Origin of the sequence: Microbacterium sp. Leaf288, assembly GCF_001422925.1 — a bacterium.
Lineage (GTDB): Bacteria > Actinomycetota > Actinomycetes > Actinomycetales > Microbacteriaceae > Microbacterium.
In genome coordinates this window covers 39,181-55,804 of sequence record NZ_LMNI01000001.1, presented here as the reverse complement: position 1 = coordinate 55,804, position 16,624 = coordinate 39,181, and the positions used below count along the sequence as shown (strand labels likewise).

The following is a 16,624-nucleotide window of genomic DNA, read 5'->3' as shown; positions in this document are numbered from 1 at the left end:
GCGCGCGACTCCCGCTCGTGAGTACGTCACCGGGCATCCTATGTCACCGCGCCTGTGCGGCGGCACTCGGTCTCAGGCGGCCTGCGACTCGGTGTCGCGGTCGATGTCGGCGCGTCGCAACGGGTAGCGGGCGAGCGCGAGAAGGCTCAGCGCGATCAGCACGGCCGGTGCGAGGCTGAAGCTCACGACGATGCCCGTGATCGCCGCATCCGGCTGCTCCACCACCTGCGTGCCCGTCGACGAGACGTATCCCGTCACGGCCAGGATCACCGCCAGCGTCGTCGCGCCGAGCGCGAAGCCCACCGTCTCGCCGGCGGTCCACACGCCGCTGAACGACCCGGCGCGGCCGGGTCCGTGCGTGCGCTCGTCGTGCGAGATGACGTCGGGGAGCATCGCCATCGGCAGAGACTGCATGCCGGCGTACGCGATGCCCGCGATGCCGACCGGCACGTAGATCCAGTCGCCCGGCGCCCACAGCATGCCGAGGATCGACACCGCCGCGATTGCGAAGACGATGCTCGCGATCGTGAACGTGCGCTCCTTGCCGATGCGGCGCGCGACCACTCCCCACGCGGGTGCGGCGAGCAGCGCCGGCGCGATGAGCGCGACGAACAGCAGCTCGACCGCCGCCTGCGAGTCCAGCACCCAGGTCGCCACGTACTGCGCGCCCGCGAGCATCAGCCCGGTGGCCAGCGCCTGCAGCACGAAGGTCGAGAGCAGCAGCCGGAACGGCCTGCTGCGCCGGAGTGCACCGATCCCCTCGGCGAAGTGCTCCCGGATCCCCGCCGCCGCGGCATCCGTCGTTCCCGCTTCCCTCTCGCGGATCGGTTGAGGGACGGTGGATGCTGCGCGCCTCGCGACACCCGTGGCCACCAGCATCCCGATCCCGATGACGACGCCGCAGACCACGCCCATCACGAGGTACTGGACGAACGGGTCCTCCGATACGCGACGCAGCGCCGGGCCCCCGGCGCCGAACAGCAGGATCGCCAGCGTGAGCACGACGACGCGCCATGTCAGCAGGCGCGTCCGCTCGTCGTAGCGCGGCGTGAGTTCGGCGGGAAGCGCGATGTAGGGCACCTGGAAGAGGCTGAAGGCTGTCGCCGTGAGCGTGAACGCGAGCAGCACCCAGATGCCGGCGACCACCGGCCCGAGCGACGGCGGCACCGCGAACGTCAGCGCGAACAGCACCGGCAGTGCGAGCGCGCCGATCACCATCAGGCGCCGGCGGCTGCCGTGGCGGGCGAGGTCGCGGTCGGTGAGCGCGCCGATGACCGGGTCGATGACGACGTCCCACACCTTCGCGACCGTGATGACCGCGCCGGCCGCGAGCGCGGCGACCCCCAGCGAGTCGGTCAGGTAATAGGTCAGCACCAGGCCGGGCAGGGTCGCGAAACCGCCTGTGCCGAGCGAACCGGTCGCATACCGCGCGATCGTGCCCCGGCTGAGACGGGCGGAGGTGGTCCCCACGTCCTCTCCACGCGCCGCTGGCGCGTCGCGCGGAGCCTCGGGGCGCGTGGGCCCAGCCTGATCCCCAGTCGCCGGCGGAGCCTCATTGCTCATCGCGCCAGTGTAGGTCAGTGCCGAAACGACGCGAGCCCGGTTGTGGACGATGGATGCCTTGCTCGTTGGTCCGGGGCGTTTCGTCTCGCTCGTTCCTCGCTCGCTCAACGACCGAGAGGAAGGCCGCGATTTCCCGGTCGTTTGAGCGAAGGGCGCTCTAGCGCCCGAAGACGAAACGCCTCGAGCGTGCGGGATGCTCAGGCACGTCCTCCTGGCCGCCCCGCGGTCAGGACTCGGCGCGGACTGCGGCCTCGACCGCCCGGAGGCCGGTGAGGGTCTCGGCGAAGGAGGTGGAGAGCGGGGAGAGGCCGATGCGGAGTCCGCCCGGATCGCGGTAGTCGGGGATCACGTCCTCCGTCCAGAGGCGAGCGGTGACCGCGCGCATCGACGGGTGCGACAGCGTCACGTGTCCGCCGCGCTCGGCGGGATCCCGCGGCGACGCGACCGTGACCCCGAGCGGGGCGAGCAGCTCGTCGGCGACGCGCACGGCGAACTCCGTGAGTGCGATCGACTTCGCGCGCACGGCCTCGATGCCGACCTCCTCGAGCAGGTCGAGGGTGTCCTGCATCGCGAGCATGCCGACGATCGGCGGCGTGCCCGACAGGAAGCGCCGCATGCCATCGGCCGGCCGGTACTCCGGCCCCATCGCGAAGACGTCGGCCGTGCCCATCCACCCCTGGATGGGCTGGGCCAGCCGATCCTGCAGCCGCGCAGCGACGTAGGCGAACGCCGGCGAGCCAGGGCCGCCGCCCAGGTACTTGTACGTGCAGCCGACCGCGAGATCGAAGCCCCACGCGTCGGCCTCGACCGGCACGGATCCCGCCGAGTGGCAGAGGTCCCACACGATGAGCGCGCCGGCGTCGTGCGCGATGCGGGTGAGGGTCGCAGCATCCGTCAGATATCCCGACCGGTACGCGACGTGCGACAGCAGCACGACCGCGGTCTCGGGGCCGACCGCCGCGCGGAGCGCGCCAGCGGACACACCGCCGTCGAGGTCGACGTCGATCCACCTGATGCGTCCGCCCCGCTCCGCGGCGATGCCCTCGACCAGGTAGCGGTCGGTGGGGAAGTTGTCGCGGTCGACGACGATCTCGACGCGTGCCGGATCCGTGGCGACGGCGGCGTCGAACGCGGCCCGCAGCAGCTTGTACAGCAGCACCGTGGTCGAGTCGCCGATGACCGTCTGGCTCGCCGCGGCGCCGATCGCCGCGCGGCCGACGGCGTCGCCGATGTCGAACGGCAGCTGCATCCACGACTCGTCCCAGCCGCGGATGAGGCGACCGCCCCACTCGTCCCGGGCGAACGCGGCGAGCCGCTCGACGCTCGCGCGCAGCGGACGCCCAAGCGAGTTCCCGTCGAAGTACACGAGCGAGCTCTCCGCTCCGACGAACGCGTCGCGGTGCGCGGCGAGGGGGTCGGCGGCGTCGAGGACGGATGCCTCGTCCTCGAGTCCATGGGCCACCGGGGCCCCGGTCGGGTCAGTGGCCGTCATGGATGAGCTCCTCGGTGGGGACGACGGTCGCGCCCCGCAGCCACTCGGCGACCTCGTCGAGTCCGGTCGGCGGCGGGCCGGGGACGAAGGTGCAGACACCCGAGGGCGGGTCGGCGAGCGGCCACGGATCGGCCAGCGCAGAGATGAGAGCCGCACCGCGGATGCCCGCGCGGTCGAGCGCCGCGACCTCGTCGGGGTTGACGCCCACCGGCTGCTCGCCGTTGCCGAGGTCCGTGCCGTAGAGCACGCGTCCGCCCGCGGCGGCGAAGCCCGCGAGGTTCACCCGCGCGAACTCGGCGGCCTCGTCGTCGTCGCGGTGGATCGCGAGCGTCGAGATCCACACCTGGCCGGCGGCGACCGCGTGCGCGGTGAAGGTGCGCCCGACGAACTCGGTGAACGGCGTGTGGGCGAAGCCGTCGACGCCCGCGTCGAGCGCGAGCTGCGGCATCCCATCGCCTTCCGCATGTGCGACGACGGGCAGCCCGCGCTCGCGCGCGACCTCCACGATCGCGGCGAGCGCCTGCGCGTCGAGAACGGGACCCGCGACGCTGTTGAGCGACGCCTTGATGACGGATGCCCCGAACGAGGCCTGCTCGTCGACCGCGGTCGCCGCGCCGCCGGCGACGCCGGGGTGGGTCGACGCGTCCGCGATCTGACGGGCGATCTCCGCGGGTGCCCAGGTCCTGCCGACCGGGTATCCGCCGACCGCTGTGAGGAAAGCGCCGGCATATGCCACGCGCGGAATGCCGTGGTTCCCCCGCCGGGCCAGTGCCACCGGGTCGCCGCCGAGATCGACGACGCCGGCGATGCCGCCTGCGGCCAGACCGCTCTCGTCGATGAGGTGCAGGTGCACGTGGTGGTCGGTGAACGGGGGCAGCGAGACTCCGTGCTCGCCGGTGATCGCCCGGTGGCAGAGAGCCGCATCGGCGCCGAGGAGTTCGCGCAGCGCGTCGGGATCGTGCGACATCACAGCTCCGTCCGCACGGCGTACAGCTCGGGGAAGAACGTGAGGTCCAGTGCGCGCTGCAGGAACGGCACGCCGCTCGAGCCGCCGGTGCCCGTCTTCAGGCCGATGATGCGCTCGACCGTCTTGAGATGGCGGAAGCGCCAGAGCTGGAAGTTGTCCTCGAGGTCGACGAGCTCCTCGCACGTCTCGTAGGCCGCCCAGTGGCCCTCCGGGTCGCGGTAGATCTCGGTGAGCACCGGCACGAGCTCCGGAGTGTAGGTCCACGCCTTCGTGACATCGCGCTCGAGCACCTCGGCGGGGATCGGGTAGCCCGAGCGCGCCAGCATCGCGAGGAACTCGTCGTAGAGGCTCGGTGCCTCGAGAGCGGCCGCGACGAGGGCGTGGGCGGCGGGGTCGGAGGCGAAGACCCGCAGCATGGCGGCGTTCTTGTTGCCGAGCGTGAACTCGACGGCGCGGTACTGCGCCGACTGGAAGCCGCTGGCGTTGCCCAGCACGCCGCGGAACTGCCCGTACTCGGCGGGTGTCAGCGTCGCGAGCACAGACCACTGCTCGGTGAGGGTCTTCTGGATGTGCTTGACGCGCGCGATGCACTTGAGCGCGGGTGCGAGCTGGTCTTCGCGCAGCAGCCGGCAGGCGGCGCCGAGCTCGTGCAGCACGAGCTTCAGCCACAGCTCCGTGGTCTGGTGCTGCACGATGAACAGCAGCTCGTCGTGGTGCTCGGGGTTGCTGAGCGGCCGCTGGGCCGACAGTAGGGTGGCGAGATCGAGGTAGCCGCCATAGCTCATGCGGTCCTCGAAGTCGGTGACGACAGATCCCTCGATCGCCCGGGTATTGCGTTCGACGCTCACGGCCTCAGCCTAATGAGCAGGGACGGTGCGGCGTCAGGCCCGAGACGCGATCAGCGGCGCCTCAGATGAGGGAGAGCTCCCGCAGCTTCGACTCGACGTCGGCGTTCGACGGCTCGACGTGGTGCGAGGCATCCGGGTACACGACGACCGGGATGTTGGTGCGACCCGAGATGTCGCGGGCGACGTCCGCGGCCGCGGGGTCGGCGACGAGGTCGACGTAGGTGTACGAGATGCCGAGCTCGTCGAGCTGCTTCTTGGTGCGGATGCAGTCGCGGCACCAGTCGGCGCCGAACATCGTGATGGTGGAGGAGGAAGAAGCCGGGAAAGTCACCATCCCATTCTCAGGGATGGATCCTGGGCGCGGGCCGGGTGAGGCAGCTGGTGTGCCGGCCGTGCGTCTCCCCTGCGTCTGCTGAACCCTGAGTGGACCATTCACCGACGCGTGGGAGGATAGCCCGCGATGCTGTTGTCGATCGTGGTTCCGACGTACAACGAGGCTCCGAACATCGCGGAGCTCGTCCGGCGTATCACCGCCGCCGTACAGAACCGTCTCGACGCCGAGATCATCTTCGTCGACGACAGCACGGATGCCACTCCCGACGTGATCCGCGAGGTCGCGGCATCCGCTTCCCTGCCGGTCCGGCTGATCCATCGGGATCGACCCGTGGGTGGCCTCGGGGGAGCGGTCATGGAAGGCTTCGCCGCTGCCGAGGCGGACGCGTGCCTCGTCATGGACGCCGATCTGCAGCATCCGCCCGAAGAGATCCCGGAGCTCTGGCACCGCTACTCGCGCGGCGACGTGGATGTCGTGATCGCCTCGCGCTACGCCGGCGGAGGCACCGCGGGCGGACTCGCCGACCGCACCCGGGTGATGGTGTCGAAGGCCTCGACCGCGGTGACGCGAGCGATGTTCCCCATCCGGCTGAAGGACGTGTCCGACCCGATGACGGGGTTCTTCCTCATCGATCGCCGCACGATCGACGCTGAGCAGCTGCGGCCGCGGGGCTTCAAGATCCTGCTCGAGATCCTCGCGCGCCGCCCGATGCGCGTGGCCGAGATCCCCTTCGACTTCGCCGACCGCCACGCGGGCGAGTCGAAGGCGTCGGTGCGCCAGGGGCTGCACTTCCTCACACAGCTGACCGCGCTGCGGTTCGGCAAGATGTCGCTGTTCGCCGTGATCGGCGGACTCGGCGCCATCGCCAACGTCGCGATCGTCTGGGCGCTCACCCACTGGGGCGTCGACTACATCGTCGCCGCGATCGTCGCCGCCGAGGTCACGATCGTCGGCAACTTCCTGCTGCAGGAGCGCTTCGTCTTCCAGGACATGCGCGAGAGCGCCTCCGGCGTGAGGCTGCGCTTCGCGAAGTCGTTCACGTTCAACAACGCCGAGGCCGTCATCCGCATCCCGATCGTCGCGATGATGGTCTCGACCGGGCACATCTCAGCGGTCGTGGCGACGGCGATCACCCTCGTGGTCGCGTTCTTCGTCCGCTTCCTCTTCCACTCGCTGGTCGTCTACGCGCCCCGCAAGGCCGGCGCCGAGGTCAGCCCCGCCCGCCGCTTCGTCGAGGAGCTGGACCGCGAGGCGATGCAGCCCGGCGAGCTGTAGGGAAGCGGATGCTGCGGCCCGCGGCATCCGCTATCCGACAGGCGTGAGGCGCTCGCCGACCTGCGTGTAGCGCTCACCGGTGTCGGGGCACACCCACTGGTCGCCTTCGGGCCGCAGGGGCTTGCCCGCGCGCCCCACCCAGCCGACCCGGTGCGCCGGCACGCCGACGACAAGGGCGTGGGGCGCGACGTCTTTCGTCACCACGGCGCCCGCGGCGACCAGCGCCCATTCGCCGATCGTGACCGGGGCGATGCAGACGGCCCGGGCGCCGATCGACGCTCCCGTGCCGATGGTGACGCCCACCCGATGCCAGTCGTCCTCGGTCTTCGGGGTGAGGTCAGGATTGACCGCCCGCGGGAACTCGTCGTTGGTGAGCACGGCGGCGGGGCCGATGAAGACGCCGTCGCCCAGACGCGCCGGCTCGTACACGAGGGCGTGGTTCTGGATCTTGCACCCGTCGCCGAGCACGACGCCCGGGCCGATGTAGGCACCTCGGCCGATGTTGCAGTCGGCGCCGAGCACCGCGTTCTCGCGGATCTGGGCGAGGTGCCAGACGCGTGTTCTGGCGCCCAGCCGGGCACTTTCGGCCACGTCGGCGGACGCCTGGATCGTCGTGGAATCGCCCATCGTCCTCTTCCCCGCTTCGCCGCTCGGGTTCCATTGTGCGTCGTGATGTGGTTATACTGCGCGCGGGACCCTCCGCGGGCACTGGGGAAGTATCGCACGCGGATGTCTTCTCAGCCGGTCACCCGAAGGCCGACGGGAAGGCAGCTCCGACGAGGGCGTCGGGAATTGGGAAGCTCATGGGGATCAACCAGCCTCTGGCGACGGTTCCGCCCGGATCACGGACGTACCGCAAGAAGGCGATCACCTTCGCTGCGCTCGCAGCGCTGGTGACGGCACTGCTCATCGCGATTCCGCCTGGTCCGCAGGCGCGGGCGGCGAGCCCGTGCGGGGCGAGCATCAATCCGGTCACGTGCGAGAACCAGAAGCCGGGAACCGACCCCTCGGTGTGGGACATCGACGGGGCGGGGGACTCGTCGATCCAGGGCTTCGCGACGGACATCTCCGTCAACGCCGGGCAGCGCATCGACTTCAAGATCGACACGAACGCGCGCGCCTACAAGATCGACGTCTACCGCACGGGCTGGTACCAGGGGCTCGGCGCGCGCTTCATCACGTCCGTGCCCGTGACCGCGACGCTGCCGCAGGGGCAGCCGCAGTGCATAACCGACGTGACGACCGAGCTCTACGACTGCGGCAACTGGGGGGTCTCGGCGTCCTGGAACGTGCCGGCGGACGCCGTCTCGGGCGTGTACATCGCCAAGCTCACGCGGACGGACAACGCCGACTCGAGCCACATCATCTTCATCGTTCGCAACGACGGCAACCACTCCGAGGTGCTGTTCCAGACCTCCGACCCGACGTGGCAGGCGTACAACAAGTACGGAGGGTCGGACTTCTATCAGGGCGCGGCCAACGGGCGCGCTTACAAGATCAGCTACAACCGGCCCTTCGCCACTCGCGGCAACAGTTCGGGCCGCGACTTCTACTTCAGCTCCGAATACGCGACGGTGCGGTTCATGGAGCGCAACGGCTACGACGTGAGCTACCTCGCAGGCGTCGACACCGACCGGCGGGGCGGTGAGCTGCTCAATCACAAGGTGTTCATGTCGGTCGGCCACGACGAGTACTGGTCGGGAGCGCAGCGCGCCAACATCGAGGCGGCACGCGACGCAGGGGTGAATCTGCAGTTCCTCGCCGGCAATGAGGGGTATTGGCGAACGCGCTACGAGAACTCCGCCGACGGCTCGAATACCGGCTACCGCACGCTCGTGTCGTACAAGGAGACGTGGAGCAACGCCAAGATCGACCCGAGCCCGCAGTGGACGGGAACGTGGCGGGACCCCCGCTTCGCGCCCCCTGCGCAAGGCGGCGGTCTGCCCGAGAACCGCCTGACCGGCACCATGTACATGGTCAACGACGTGGATCTCGCGGTGCAGGTCAGCAGCGAGGAGGGCAGGACGCGGTTGTGGCGCAACACGTCGCTAGCGTCTTTGGCCTCCGGCACGAGCGCGTCGCTCGCTGCGCACACCATCGGGTACGAGGCGAACGAAGACCTCGACAACGGCTTGCGTCCGCAGGGACTCATCCGCCTGTCGACGACGACCGGACCGACGCCGCAGTATCTGACCGACTACGGCAGCACGGTGGTGGCGGGGACGACGACGCATCACGTCACCCTGTATCGGGCACAGAGCGGAGCGCTCGTGTTCTCCGCGGCGAGCATCCAGTGGGGCTGGGGGCTCGACCAGACCCACGACGGCAATGGGGCCGCAGCCGACGTGCGCATGCAGCAGGCCCAGGTGAACCTGCTTGCCGACATGGGCGCTCAGCCCGGGTCGCTCATGTCCGGCCTCGTGGCCGCGACGAAGAGCACCGACACGACGGCACCCGTCGTCGCGATCAGCACGCCCACCGCGGGTCAGTCCATCGCCAACGGCGCTCAGGTCACCGCGACCGGCACGGCGAGCGATGTCGGTGGCCGGGTCGCCGGTGTCGAGGCCTCCACAGATGGCGGCACGACCTGGCACCCGGCCCAGGGCACCACGAGCTGGACATTCACGTACATCCAGTCCGGCACGGGCACCACGCCGCTCATCGTCCGAGCGATCGATGACAGCGCGAACTACTCCACGGCGGGGACGACCCGGAGCCTCAACATCACCGGCCCCGCGAGTGTCTTCGGGAACGCCGTCCCCGCCGTGGCCTCGACCTCCGATGCGGGCGCCTACGAGCTCGGACTGCGCTTCACGCCGACAACGGACGGGTTCGTCACGGGAGTCCGCTTCTACAAGGGCGCGGGCAACGGCGGCACCCACTTCGGCTCGCTGTGGGACACGTCCGGCACCAGGATCGCCACGGTCAACTTCACGAACGAGACGGCTGCCGGCTGGCAGACAGCCGAGTTCGTCAGCCCTGTCGAGGTCATCGCGGGCACGCAGTACACGGTCTCGTACACCGCACCCCAGGGCCGGTATGCGACGACCGATCTGTACTGGCCGTACAAGTCCGTCACGTCGCCACCGCTGAGCGTCAACAACGTCGCGGGCACCGACTCCCCGGGCGTGTACGCGGGCGCCGGCGCCTTTCCGACGGCGACCTACAAGGAGGGCAACTACTTCGTCGACGTCATGTTCACGAAGTCGGACTCGTCGCCGCTGCGCATCAGCTCCCGCACGCCGCTGCCCGGAGCATCCAGCGTCCCACTCAGCACCGCGATCACGGCCACGTTCACCCGCCCTGCGGATCCCGCCACGGTGGGGATCACGATGAAGGATGCTGCGGGCACCGTGGTCGAGGGAACCGTCTCTTACGACGCGCCGACCAAGACGGCGCGCTTCGCCCCGCTGAGCCTGCTCACTGCATCGACGACGTACACGGTCACGCCGACGGCGAAGGACGCCAACGGCGTCGCGCTGGACGCGGCGTCCTCGTGGAGTTTCACCACGCAGGGTGTCGACCTCCCCGAGGGCCAGTGCCCCTGCTCGCTCTACCCCGAGAGCACGACGCCGACCGTCGGGTCGGATGCCGACCGCGACTCGGTCACGATCGGAGTGAGGTTCAGCGTACAGATGGCGGGCAAGATCACGGCGATCAAGTTCTACAAGGGCGCCGCCAACGCCGGAACGCACGTCGGTGCGCTGTGGGCGGCCAACGGCACCCAGCTCTCGGCCGCCACCTTCCAGAACGAATCGTCGACGGGATGGCAGACGGTCACCCTTCCGACGCCGATCAGCGTCGTGCCCGGTCAGACCTATACCGCGTCATACCTGGCGCCCGCCGGCGGATACGCCGTCACGGCCGGGCAGTTCGGCGCCGGCTACGCGCGAGGGCCGCTGACCGTCCCTGCGAACGGCGGGGCATTCACCTACAGCGGCGGCTATCCGTCGCAGACGTCGACGGCGAGTTACGGAGTGGACGTCGTCTTCATCCCCGCAGCCGTCGCACCCACCCTCGTGTCGGTGTCGCCTCAGAACGCAACGCTCGACGCGGCTCCGACGACGACCGTCTCTGCGGTCTTCAGCGGTGCGATGGCCGGCGGCTACCAGGGCACGGTGAAGGCCGACGGCGCCGTCGTCCCCGGGACGTGGGCCTTGTCGTCGGACGCGAAGACGATCACCTTCACCCCGTCGTCCGCCTTCGCCCGCGGCGCTGCCGTCTCGGTCGTGATCACGGGACTGGCCGGTGCGAACGGCGCCTCCGGCTCGGATGTCTCGTGGTCCTTCGTCGTCGCGCCCCCAGCAGGGCAGACCATCACGACGTTCTTCGCCGCGGCGACCCCGACCGTCGAGGCGGAGATGGGCGACACGGCGTCGGTCGAGCTCGGCCTCGCGTTCACGACCTCGGTCGTCGGCGAGATCCGGGCGATCCGGTACTACAAGGGTGCAGCGACCTCCGGGGTGCACGTGGGATCGCTCTGGGCGCAGGACGGAACACGACTCGCGCAGGTGACGTTCGTCGGCGAGACGTCGTCCGGCTGGCAGCGCGCGGTGCTGTCGAGTCCGGTGGTGGTGGGCCCCGGCCAGACGTACACCGTCTCGTACCTCGCTCCCGCCGGGCGATACGCCTACACGCCGGCCGCGCTGGCGGCCGAAGTGTCGAGCGGGCCTCTCAAGACCATCGCGGGTGCGAACGGCCGATACCGCTACGGCTCGGGTGGCGTCGCGCCGACCAACACCTACAATTCGACGAACTACTTCGTGGACGTCGAGTTCGTCGTGCAGACGACGCTGGCGGTGACGGGTCCGACTCCCGCCCGAGGGGCGGACGGCGTCGCGGTCGACGCCGCGGTGTCGGCGACGGTCAGCGGGGTGAGCGCGTCGCAGACGCCGTCCCTCACGGTGACGGGTCCCGGTGGCGCCGTCGCCGGAGCCTCCTCGTTCACCCGCGCGACCGGCGTGGTGCGGTTCGTGCCGTCGGCGGCGCTGGTCTCCTCCGGCAACTACACGGCGGCTGTGGTCCTCGACGGCGCAACGCTCGACTCCTGGGTCTTCCGTGTGGCCGAGGCGCCCGCCGGGACGATGCAGACGATCTTCGGAGCCGACCTGCCGCAGTTGGCGTCCGTCGCCGAGACCGCGCCGGTCGAGCTGGGCACCGCCTTCACCGTCGGCAAGGTCGGCAAGGTCACCGCGATCCGTTTCTACAAGGGCGCGGGGAACACCGGCGTCCATCGCGGCACGTTGTGGGACAGCACCGGGGCCATCCTGTCGCGGGTGACATTCCTCGCCGAGTCGGCGTCGGGGTGGCAGTCGGCCGCACTGGCGACGCCCATCAGCGTCGCGCCTGGTCAGACGTACGTCGTGTCGTATCTGGCGCCGAACGGCGGCTACTCCTACACGGGCGGCTACTTCGCGGCCCCGAAGGTGTCCGGCGACATCACCGCGCCCTCGACGGCGAACGGACGTTTCCGCTACGACGCGATCGGCGGCTTCCCCGTACAGTCCTCCGGCGCGTCGGCGTACTTCGTGGAGCCTGTGATCGATTTCCGCCCGACGCTGGCATCGGTGTCGCCGTCGGCCGGGGCGACCGACGTCGCCGTCACGTCCGCCGTCACGGCCACACTCGGGAACGCGACCTCGGCGTCCCTCACCCTCACGGTCGGCGGCGTAACGGTCGGCGGCGCCTCGGCCTTCGACGCGGTGACCGGGGTCGTCACCTTCACCCCCGGCGCGCCGCTGCAGCGAGGCAAGGCCTACTCGGCGACGGTGACGGCGAACGGCACCGCACTCGCCGGAGGGACGTGGACCTTCACGACGGTGCCGGAAGCAGCGATCATCTCGACGACGCCGACAGCCTCCGCCGCGAACGTCGACCCGACAGCAGTGTCGATCACCGCGAAGCTCGGCAACGCCGAGTCGGCCTCGCTGGCCGTCACGACCGGCGGCGCGAGCGTCGCCGGCACCTCGGCGTTCGACACCACGACCGGTGTGGCGACGTTCACGCCGAGCGCGGCGCTGGCCAACGCCCGGACGTACACCGTCACGGCGACGGCGAACGGCACGGCAGTGACCGGCGGCTCGTGGTCCTTCACGACGGTCGGGCCCGCGACCCTCACGGCGACTTCCCCGGCGGCAGCGGCGGCGAACGTCGACCCGGCGACGGTGAAGATCACGGCCACTCTGACCGGGGCGCTCTCGGCGAGTCTTGCCCTGAAGGCGGGGGCCACGACCCTCGCGGGGACCAGCAGCTTCAACGTCTCCACCGGTGTGGTCACGTTCACTCCGACGACGGCGCTGGCGTGGACCACCGCCTACACCGCGACCGTCACCGCGAACGGCACTGCGGTCGCGAACGGGACCTGGTCGTTCACGACGATGGCTAAGCCGGACCAGGTGAGCCTCTTCACCACCGGCACGCCGGCCAACGCGAACGCCAACGCCATCCTGGCCATCCAGACCGGCACGAGATTCCGCGTGAGCGCGCCTGGCGTCGTCACCACGATCCGGTACTACAAGGGCAGCCAGAACAACGGCACGCACACCGGGTACCTGCGCAGCGCGAACGGAACGGTGCTCGCCCAGGTGACCTTCCGCAACGAGACCGCATCCGGCTGGCAGACGGCAGTTCTGTCGACGCCGGTGCGACTGACCGTCGGCACCGAGTACAGGGTGACACTGCTCAGCTCGTCGGGTCGCTATTCCGTCACCAACGGCGCGCTCGCGTCGGTCGTGACGGTGGGGCCCCTGTCGACGGTCGCCAATGGCGGCGTCAGCGGTTTCGGCTCGGGCAATCCCGGCACGACGAACAGCAACAAGTACTGGGTCGATGTCGTCTTCGACCCGGACAACTGAACGACACCTGGATGAGGTGAACGCTTCGTAACGAGCTGGCGCTCTGGTGTGGGGACCGGGCGGAGAGATTGGGGGTGCTCGGGTGGCGAAACGACTGAGGGCAGCAGTGATCGGCGCGGGGTATTGGGGGCCCAATCTCGCGCGGAACTTCCGCGCATCGGCGGACTGGGAGCTGGCAGCGATCTGCGACCTGGACGTCGCGCGGGCGCTGCAGGTGGCCGACGGCATCGGCGGAGTGCCGGTGAGTGCGGACTACGGGGAGGTCCTGGCGGATCCGACGATCGACGCAGTGGCGATCGCCACGCCCGCGCGCACCCACCATGCCGTCGTGCTCGCGGCCCTCGACGCGGGCAAGCACGTCATCGTCGAGAAGCCCGTCGCCGACACCCGCGAGCGCGGTGCCGAGATGGTCGAGCGCGCGCGCCGCAACGGCCTGGTGCTCATGGCCGACCACACCTACTGCTACACGCCGGCAGTGCTGAAGATCCGCGAGCTCATCGACGACGGTGCGCTGGGTCAGATCCTCTTCGTCGACAGCGTGCGCATCAACCTCGGGCTCATCCAGCCAGACGTCGACGTGTTCTGGGACCTCGCCCCCCACGACCTGTCGATCATGGACTTCGTCCTGCCCGGAGGGCTCGACGTCACGTCGGTGTCGGCGCACGGCTCCGACCCGCTCGCCACGGGCAGAGCCTGCATCGGCTACCTCGCGATGCCTCTGAGGGGCGGCGGCATCGCCCACGTGCACGTCAATTGGCTGAGCCCCACGAAGATCCGCCAGATGGTCATCGGGGGCACCAAGCGCACGCTCGTGTGGGACGACCTGAATCCGCAGCAGCGCCTCAGCGTCTACGACCGCGGGGTCGACCTCGCGCTGCAGTCCAAGGCGACGGCCGACAGCCGGGCCGCCAACATCTCCTATCGCCTGGGCGACACCTGGGCGCCCGCTCTCCCCGAACGCGAGGCGCTCGCCGCGGTGGTCGGGGAGTTCGCCGGTGCGATCCGGGAAGGGCGTCCGGCGCGGACGAGCGGCGACGCCGGGCTGCGCGTCCTGTCGGTGCTCGAAGGGGCCTCGGCGAGCCTGCTCGCGTACGGCGCCCCGCGCCCGGTCCAGTCCCTCGTCAAGGAAGTCCAGGGAGCATGACCGAGCTCGAAGGCGCCCGCGTCCTCGTCACCGGCGGTGCGGGCACGATCGGATCCACCCTCGTCGACCAGCTGCTCGCGGCCGGGGTCGCCCACGTCGACGTGCTCGACAACCTCGTCCGCGGACGCCGCGCCAATCTCGACGACGCGCTGGCCTCCGGCCGGGTCGAGCTGGTCGACGGCGACATCCGTGACGCGCGACTTGTCGACGACCTGACCGCCGACAAGGACGTCGTCTTCCACCAGGCTGCGATCCGAATCACGCAATGTGCCGAGGAACCGCGCCTCGCGCTCGAGGTGCTCGTCGACGGCACCTTCAACGTCGTCGAGTCCGCGGCGCGGCATCGCGTGAGGAAGCTCGTCGCGGCCTCCAGCGCCTCGGTGTACGGCATGGCCGAGGAGTTCCCGACATCGGAGCGCCATCACCACGAGAACAACGACACGCTCTACGGCGCCGCGAAGACCTTCAACGAGGGCCTCGTGCGTAGCTTCCGGGCGATGCAGGGCCTGGACTTCGTGCTCCTGCGCTACTTCAACGTGTATGGCCCGCGCATGGACGTGCACGGCCTCTACACGGAGGTGCTGGTGCGCTGGATGGAGCGCATCGCCGACGGCAGCCCACCGCTGATCTTCGGCGACGGCATGCAGACGATGGACTTCGTGTGCGTCCCCGACATCGCGCGGGCCAACATCCTCGCTGCCCGGAGCGACGTCGTCGAGGGGACCTATAACATCGCCAGCGGCACCGAGACCAGCCTGCTCGAACTTGCGGAGGCCCTGTTGCGCGCGATGGGCTCCGATCTGGGGGTCGAGCACGGCCCCGAACGCGCGGTGAACGGCGTCGTGCGCCGCCTCGCCGATACGTCGGCGGCGAGGCGCGACCTCGGCTTCGAGGCGACGATCGGCATCGACGACGGGCTCCGGCAGCTCGTCGCATGGTGGCGGCCGCTGCGCGAAGAGATCGCAGCGGGCCGGGGGGTGACCGTGTCATGACCGATGTGTCCCGGGCCTCGCGTGCTGCCCTGCCGAATGCCCAACCATTCATCGATCACCTCCTCAAGATTGCCGTACGCGGGCTGTCCCAGATCGGCGGCCAGACCGTGACAGACGTGCCCCAGACGTATCGGGGACTCCCGAGCGCCGACGGACCACGGCTGGAGCCACAAGGTCGAAATCTGCGCTATGCCGCGATCGCCGCGCTGGGCCTCGGTCGCATGGCTGATGACGTCCAACGCGCTGCGCTCGATGGGCGGACGGCCGCTGACTTCGCCCTCGAATGCCAGGCGGCTGCGCTCAGGCAGACCGAGCCGGGTGCCGCAGCGCTCTCTCTGTGGGCGGCTGCAGAGGTTGCGGGCGCTGCGGACAGCAGCCTGGTCGCCCCGTTGGCAACCGCGCTGGACGGCGCCGTCGACACCGTCGTGGCGTCGTGGATTCTCATGGCGGCCGTGGAGGTCGGCGCGGAGGCCGACCTCCTTCGGGACCGCGCGGCACTACGACTTCTCGCATACCGGGGAACAGCCGGTGTGTTCGCACACACCCTGCCCCCGGCGCGGGGAGTCCGTGGCCACGTAGGCTGCTTCGCCGATCAGGTGTATCCCATCCAGGCCTTTGCCCGGCTCCACACGGTCACCGGCCGGCCGGAGCACCTGGCAGTTGCGAACGAGACCGCGAGGCGCATCGTCGATCTGCAAGGCGACCACGGACAGTGGTGGTGGCATTACGACCGCCGCGACGGATCGGTGGTCGAGGGCTTTCCCGTATACGCGGTTCACCAGCACGGCATGGCCCCGATGGCGCTGCTCGAGTTGGCGGAGACAGGCGGGGACGATCACGCGGATGCCGTCCAACGGGGTGTCGGCTGGTTGACCACCCACCCGGAATGCATGGAGCCGCTGATCGCGCCCGAGCTGGGTGTCGTGTGGCGAAAGGTCGGTCGCCGCGAGGCAGTGAAAGCCTCGCGGGCCATCGGCGCCCTCACCACTTCGATCCGGCCGGGCCTGCACGTGCCGGGTCTCGACAGGGTCATGCCGCCCGGGCACATCGACTACGAATGCCGACCGTATGAACTCGGCTGGCTGTTGTACGCGTGGGGCTCCCCGCAGAGGAGCGCAGCATGACCGATACGCCCGTCCGTGAGATTCTCGGGTA

At 70.0% G+C, this 16,624-nt stretch carries 11 protein-coding genes; 5 read left to right on the top strand and 6 right to left on the bottom strand.

Going from position 1 to position 16,624, the window contains the following annotated elements; all coding sequences use genetic code 11:
• Window positions 1–72: 72 nt before the first annotated feature.
• The 5 genes from ASF40_RS00215 to ASF40_RS00195 all read right to left on the bottom strand — a co-directional run bounded on the left by ASF40_RS00215 (window position 73) and on the right by ASF40_RS00195 (window position 5,204).
• The gene (locus ASF40_RS00215) at window positions 73–1,470 is read right to left on the bottom strand and encodes an MFS transporter (protein WP_056364784.1); all 1,398 of its coding nucleotides are present in this window, start codon (window positions 1,468–1,470) and stop codon (window positions 73–75) included.
• 319 nt (window positions 1,471–1,789) lie between these two features.
• Complete coding sequence (locus tag ASF40_RS00210) at window positions 1,790–3,055, bottom strand: kynureninase (protein ID WP_056364783.1); 1,266 nt, start codon at window positions 3,053–3,055, stop codon at window positions 1,790–1,792.
• Window positions 3,042–4,022, bottom strand: a complete 981-nt coding sequence (locus ASF40_RS00205; RefSeq protein ID WP_056364780.1) for a hypothetical protein — start codon at window positions 4,020–4,022, stop codon at window positions 3,042–3,044. Before ASF40_RS00205 ends, ASF40_RS00210 begins: the two co-directional genes overlap by 14 nt.
• Entirely contained in the window at window positions 4,022–4,870 is an 849-nt protein-coding gene (gene kynA, locus ASF40_RS00200) for a tryptophan 2,3-dioxygenase (protein ID WP_056364776.1), read from the bottom strand. Before kynA ends, ASF40_RS00205 begins: the two co-directional genes overlap by 1 nt.
• Window positions 4,871–4,931: 61 nt before the next feature.
• Window positions 4,932–5,204 carry a glutaredoxin domain-containing protein gene (locus ASF40_RS00195; RefSeq protein ID WP_056364771.1) on the bottom strand — a complete coding sequence of 91 codons (273 nt, stop codon included), beginning with the start codon at window positions 5,202–5,204 and terminating at the stop codon, window positions 4,932–4,934.
• 126 nt (window positions 5,205–5,330) lie between these two features.
• On the opposite strand from ASF40_RS00195, the gene ASF40_RS00190 reads away from it, so the two are divergent.
• The gene (locus ASF40_RS00190) at window positions 5,331–6,479 is read left to right on the top strand and encodes a glycosyltransferase (protein ID WP_056364767.1); all 1,149 of its coding nucleotides are present in this window, start codon (window positions 5,331–5,333) and stop codon (window positions 6,477–6,479) included.
• Between the two features lie 30 nt (window positions 6,480–6,509).
• On the opposite strand, the gene ASF40_RS00185 is transcribed toward ASF40_RS00190, so the two are convergent.
• On the bottom strand, window positions 6,510–7,106 hold the full coding sequence (locus ASF40_RS00185; protein ID WP_056364764.1) for an acyltransferase: 597 nt from the start codon (window positions 7,104–7,106) through the stop codon (window positions 6,510–6,512).
• A gap of 176 nt (window positions 7,107–7,282) precedes the next feature.
• Here ASF40_RS00185 and ASF40_RS00180 point away from each other — a divergent pair, with 176 nt between their 5' ends.
• The 4 genes from ASF40_RS00180 to ASF40_RS00165 all read left to right on the top strand — a co-directional run bounded on the left by ASF40_RS00180 (window position 7,283) and on the right by ASF40_RS00165 (window position 16,593).
• A complete protein-coding gene (locus tag ASF40_RS00180; protein WP_082496763.1) occupies window positions 7,283–13,333 on the top strand; it encodes a DUF4082 domain-containing protein in 6,051 nt (2,016 codons plus the stop codon).
• Between the two features lie 82 nt (window positions 13,334–13,415).
• Window positions 13,416–14,477 carry a Gfo/Idh/MocA family protein gene (locus ASF40_RS00175; protein ID WP_056364762.1) on the top strand — a complete coding sequence of 354 codons (1,062 nt, stop codon included), beginning with the start codon at window positions 13,416–13,418 and terminating at the stop codon, window positions 14,475–14,477.
• Window positions 14,474–15,469, top strand: a complete 996-nt coding sequence (locus ASF40_RS00170) for an NAD-dependent epimerase/dehydratase family protein (protein WP_056364757.1) — start codon at window positions 14,474–14,476, stop codon at window positions 15,467–15,469. Before ASF40_RS00175 ends, ASF40_RS00170 begins: the two co-directional genes overlap by 4 nt.
• Window positions 15,466–16,593 carry a hypothetical protein gene (locus tag ASF40_RS00165; RefSeq protein ID WP_157549304.1) on the top strand — a complete coding sequence of 376 codons (1,128 nt, stop codon included), beginning with the start codon at window positions 15,466–15,468 and terminating at the stop codon, window positions 16,591–16,593. The genes ASF40_RS00170 and ASF40_RS00165 overlap by 4 nt, the downstream gene beginning before the upstream one ends.
• Window positions 16,594–16,624: the final 31 nt, after the last annotated feature.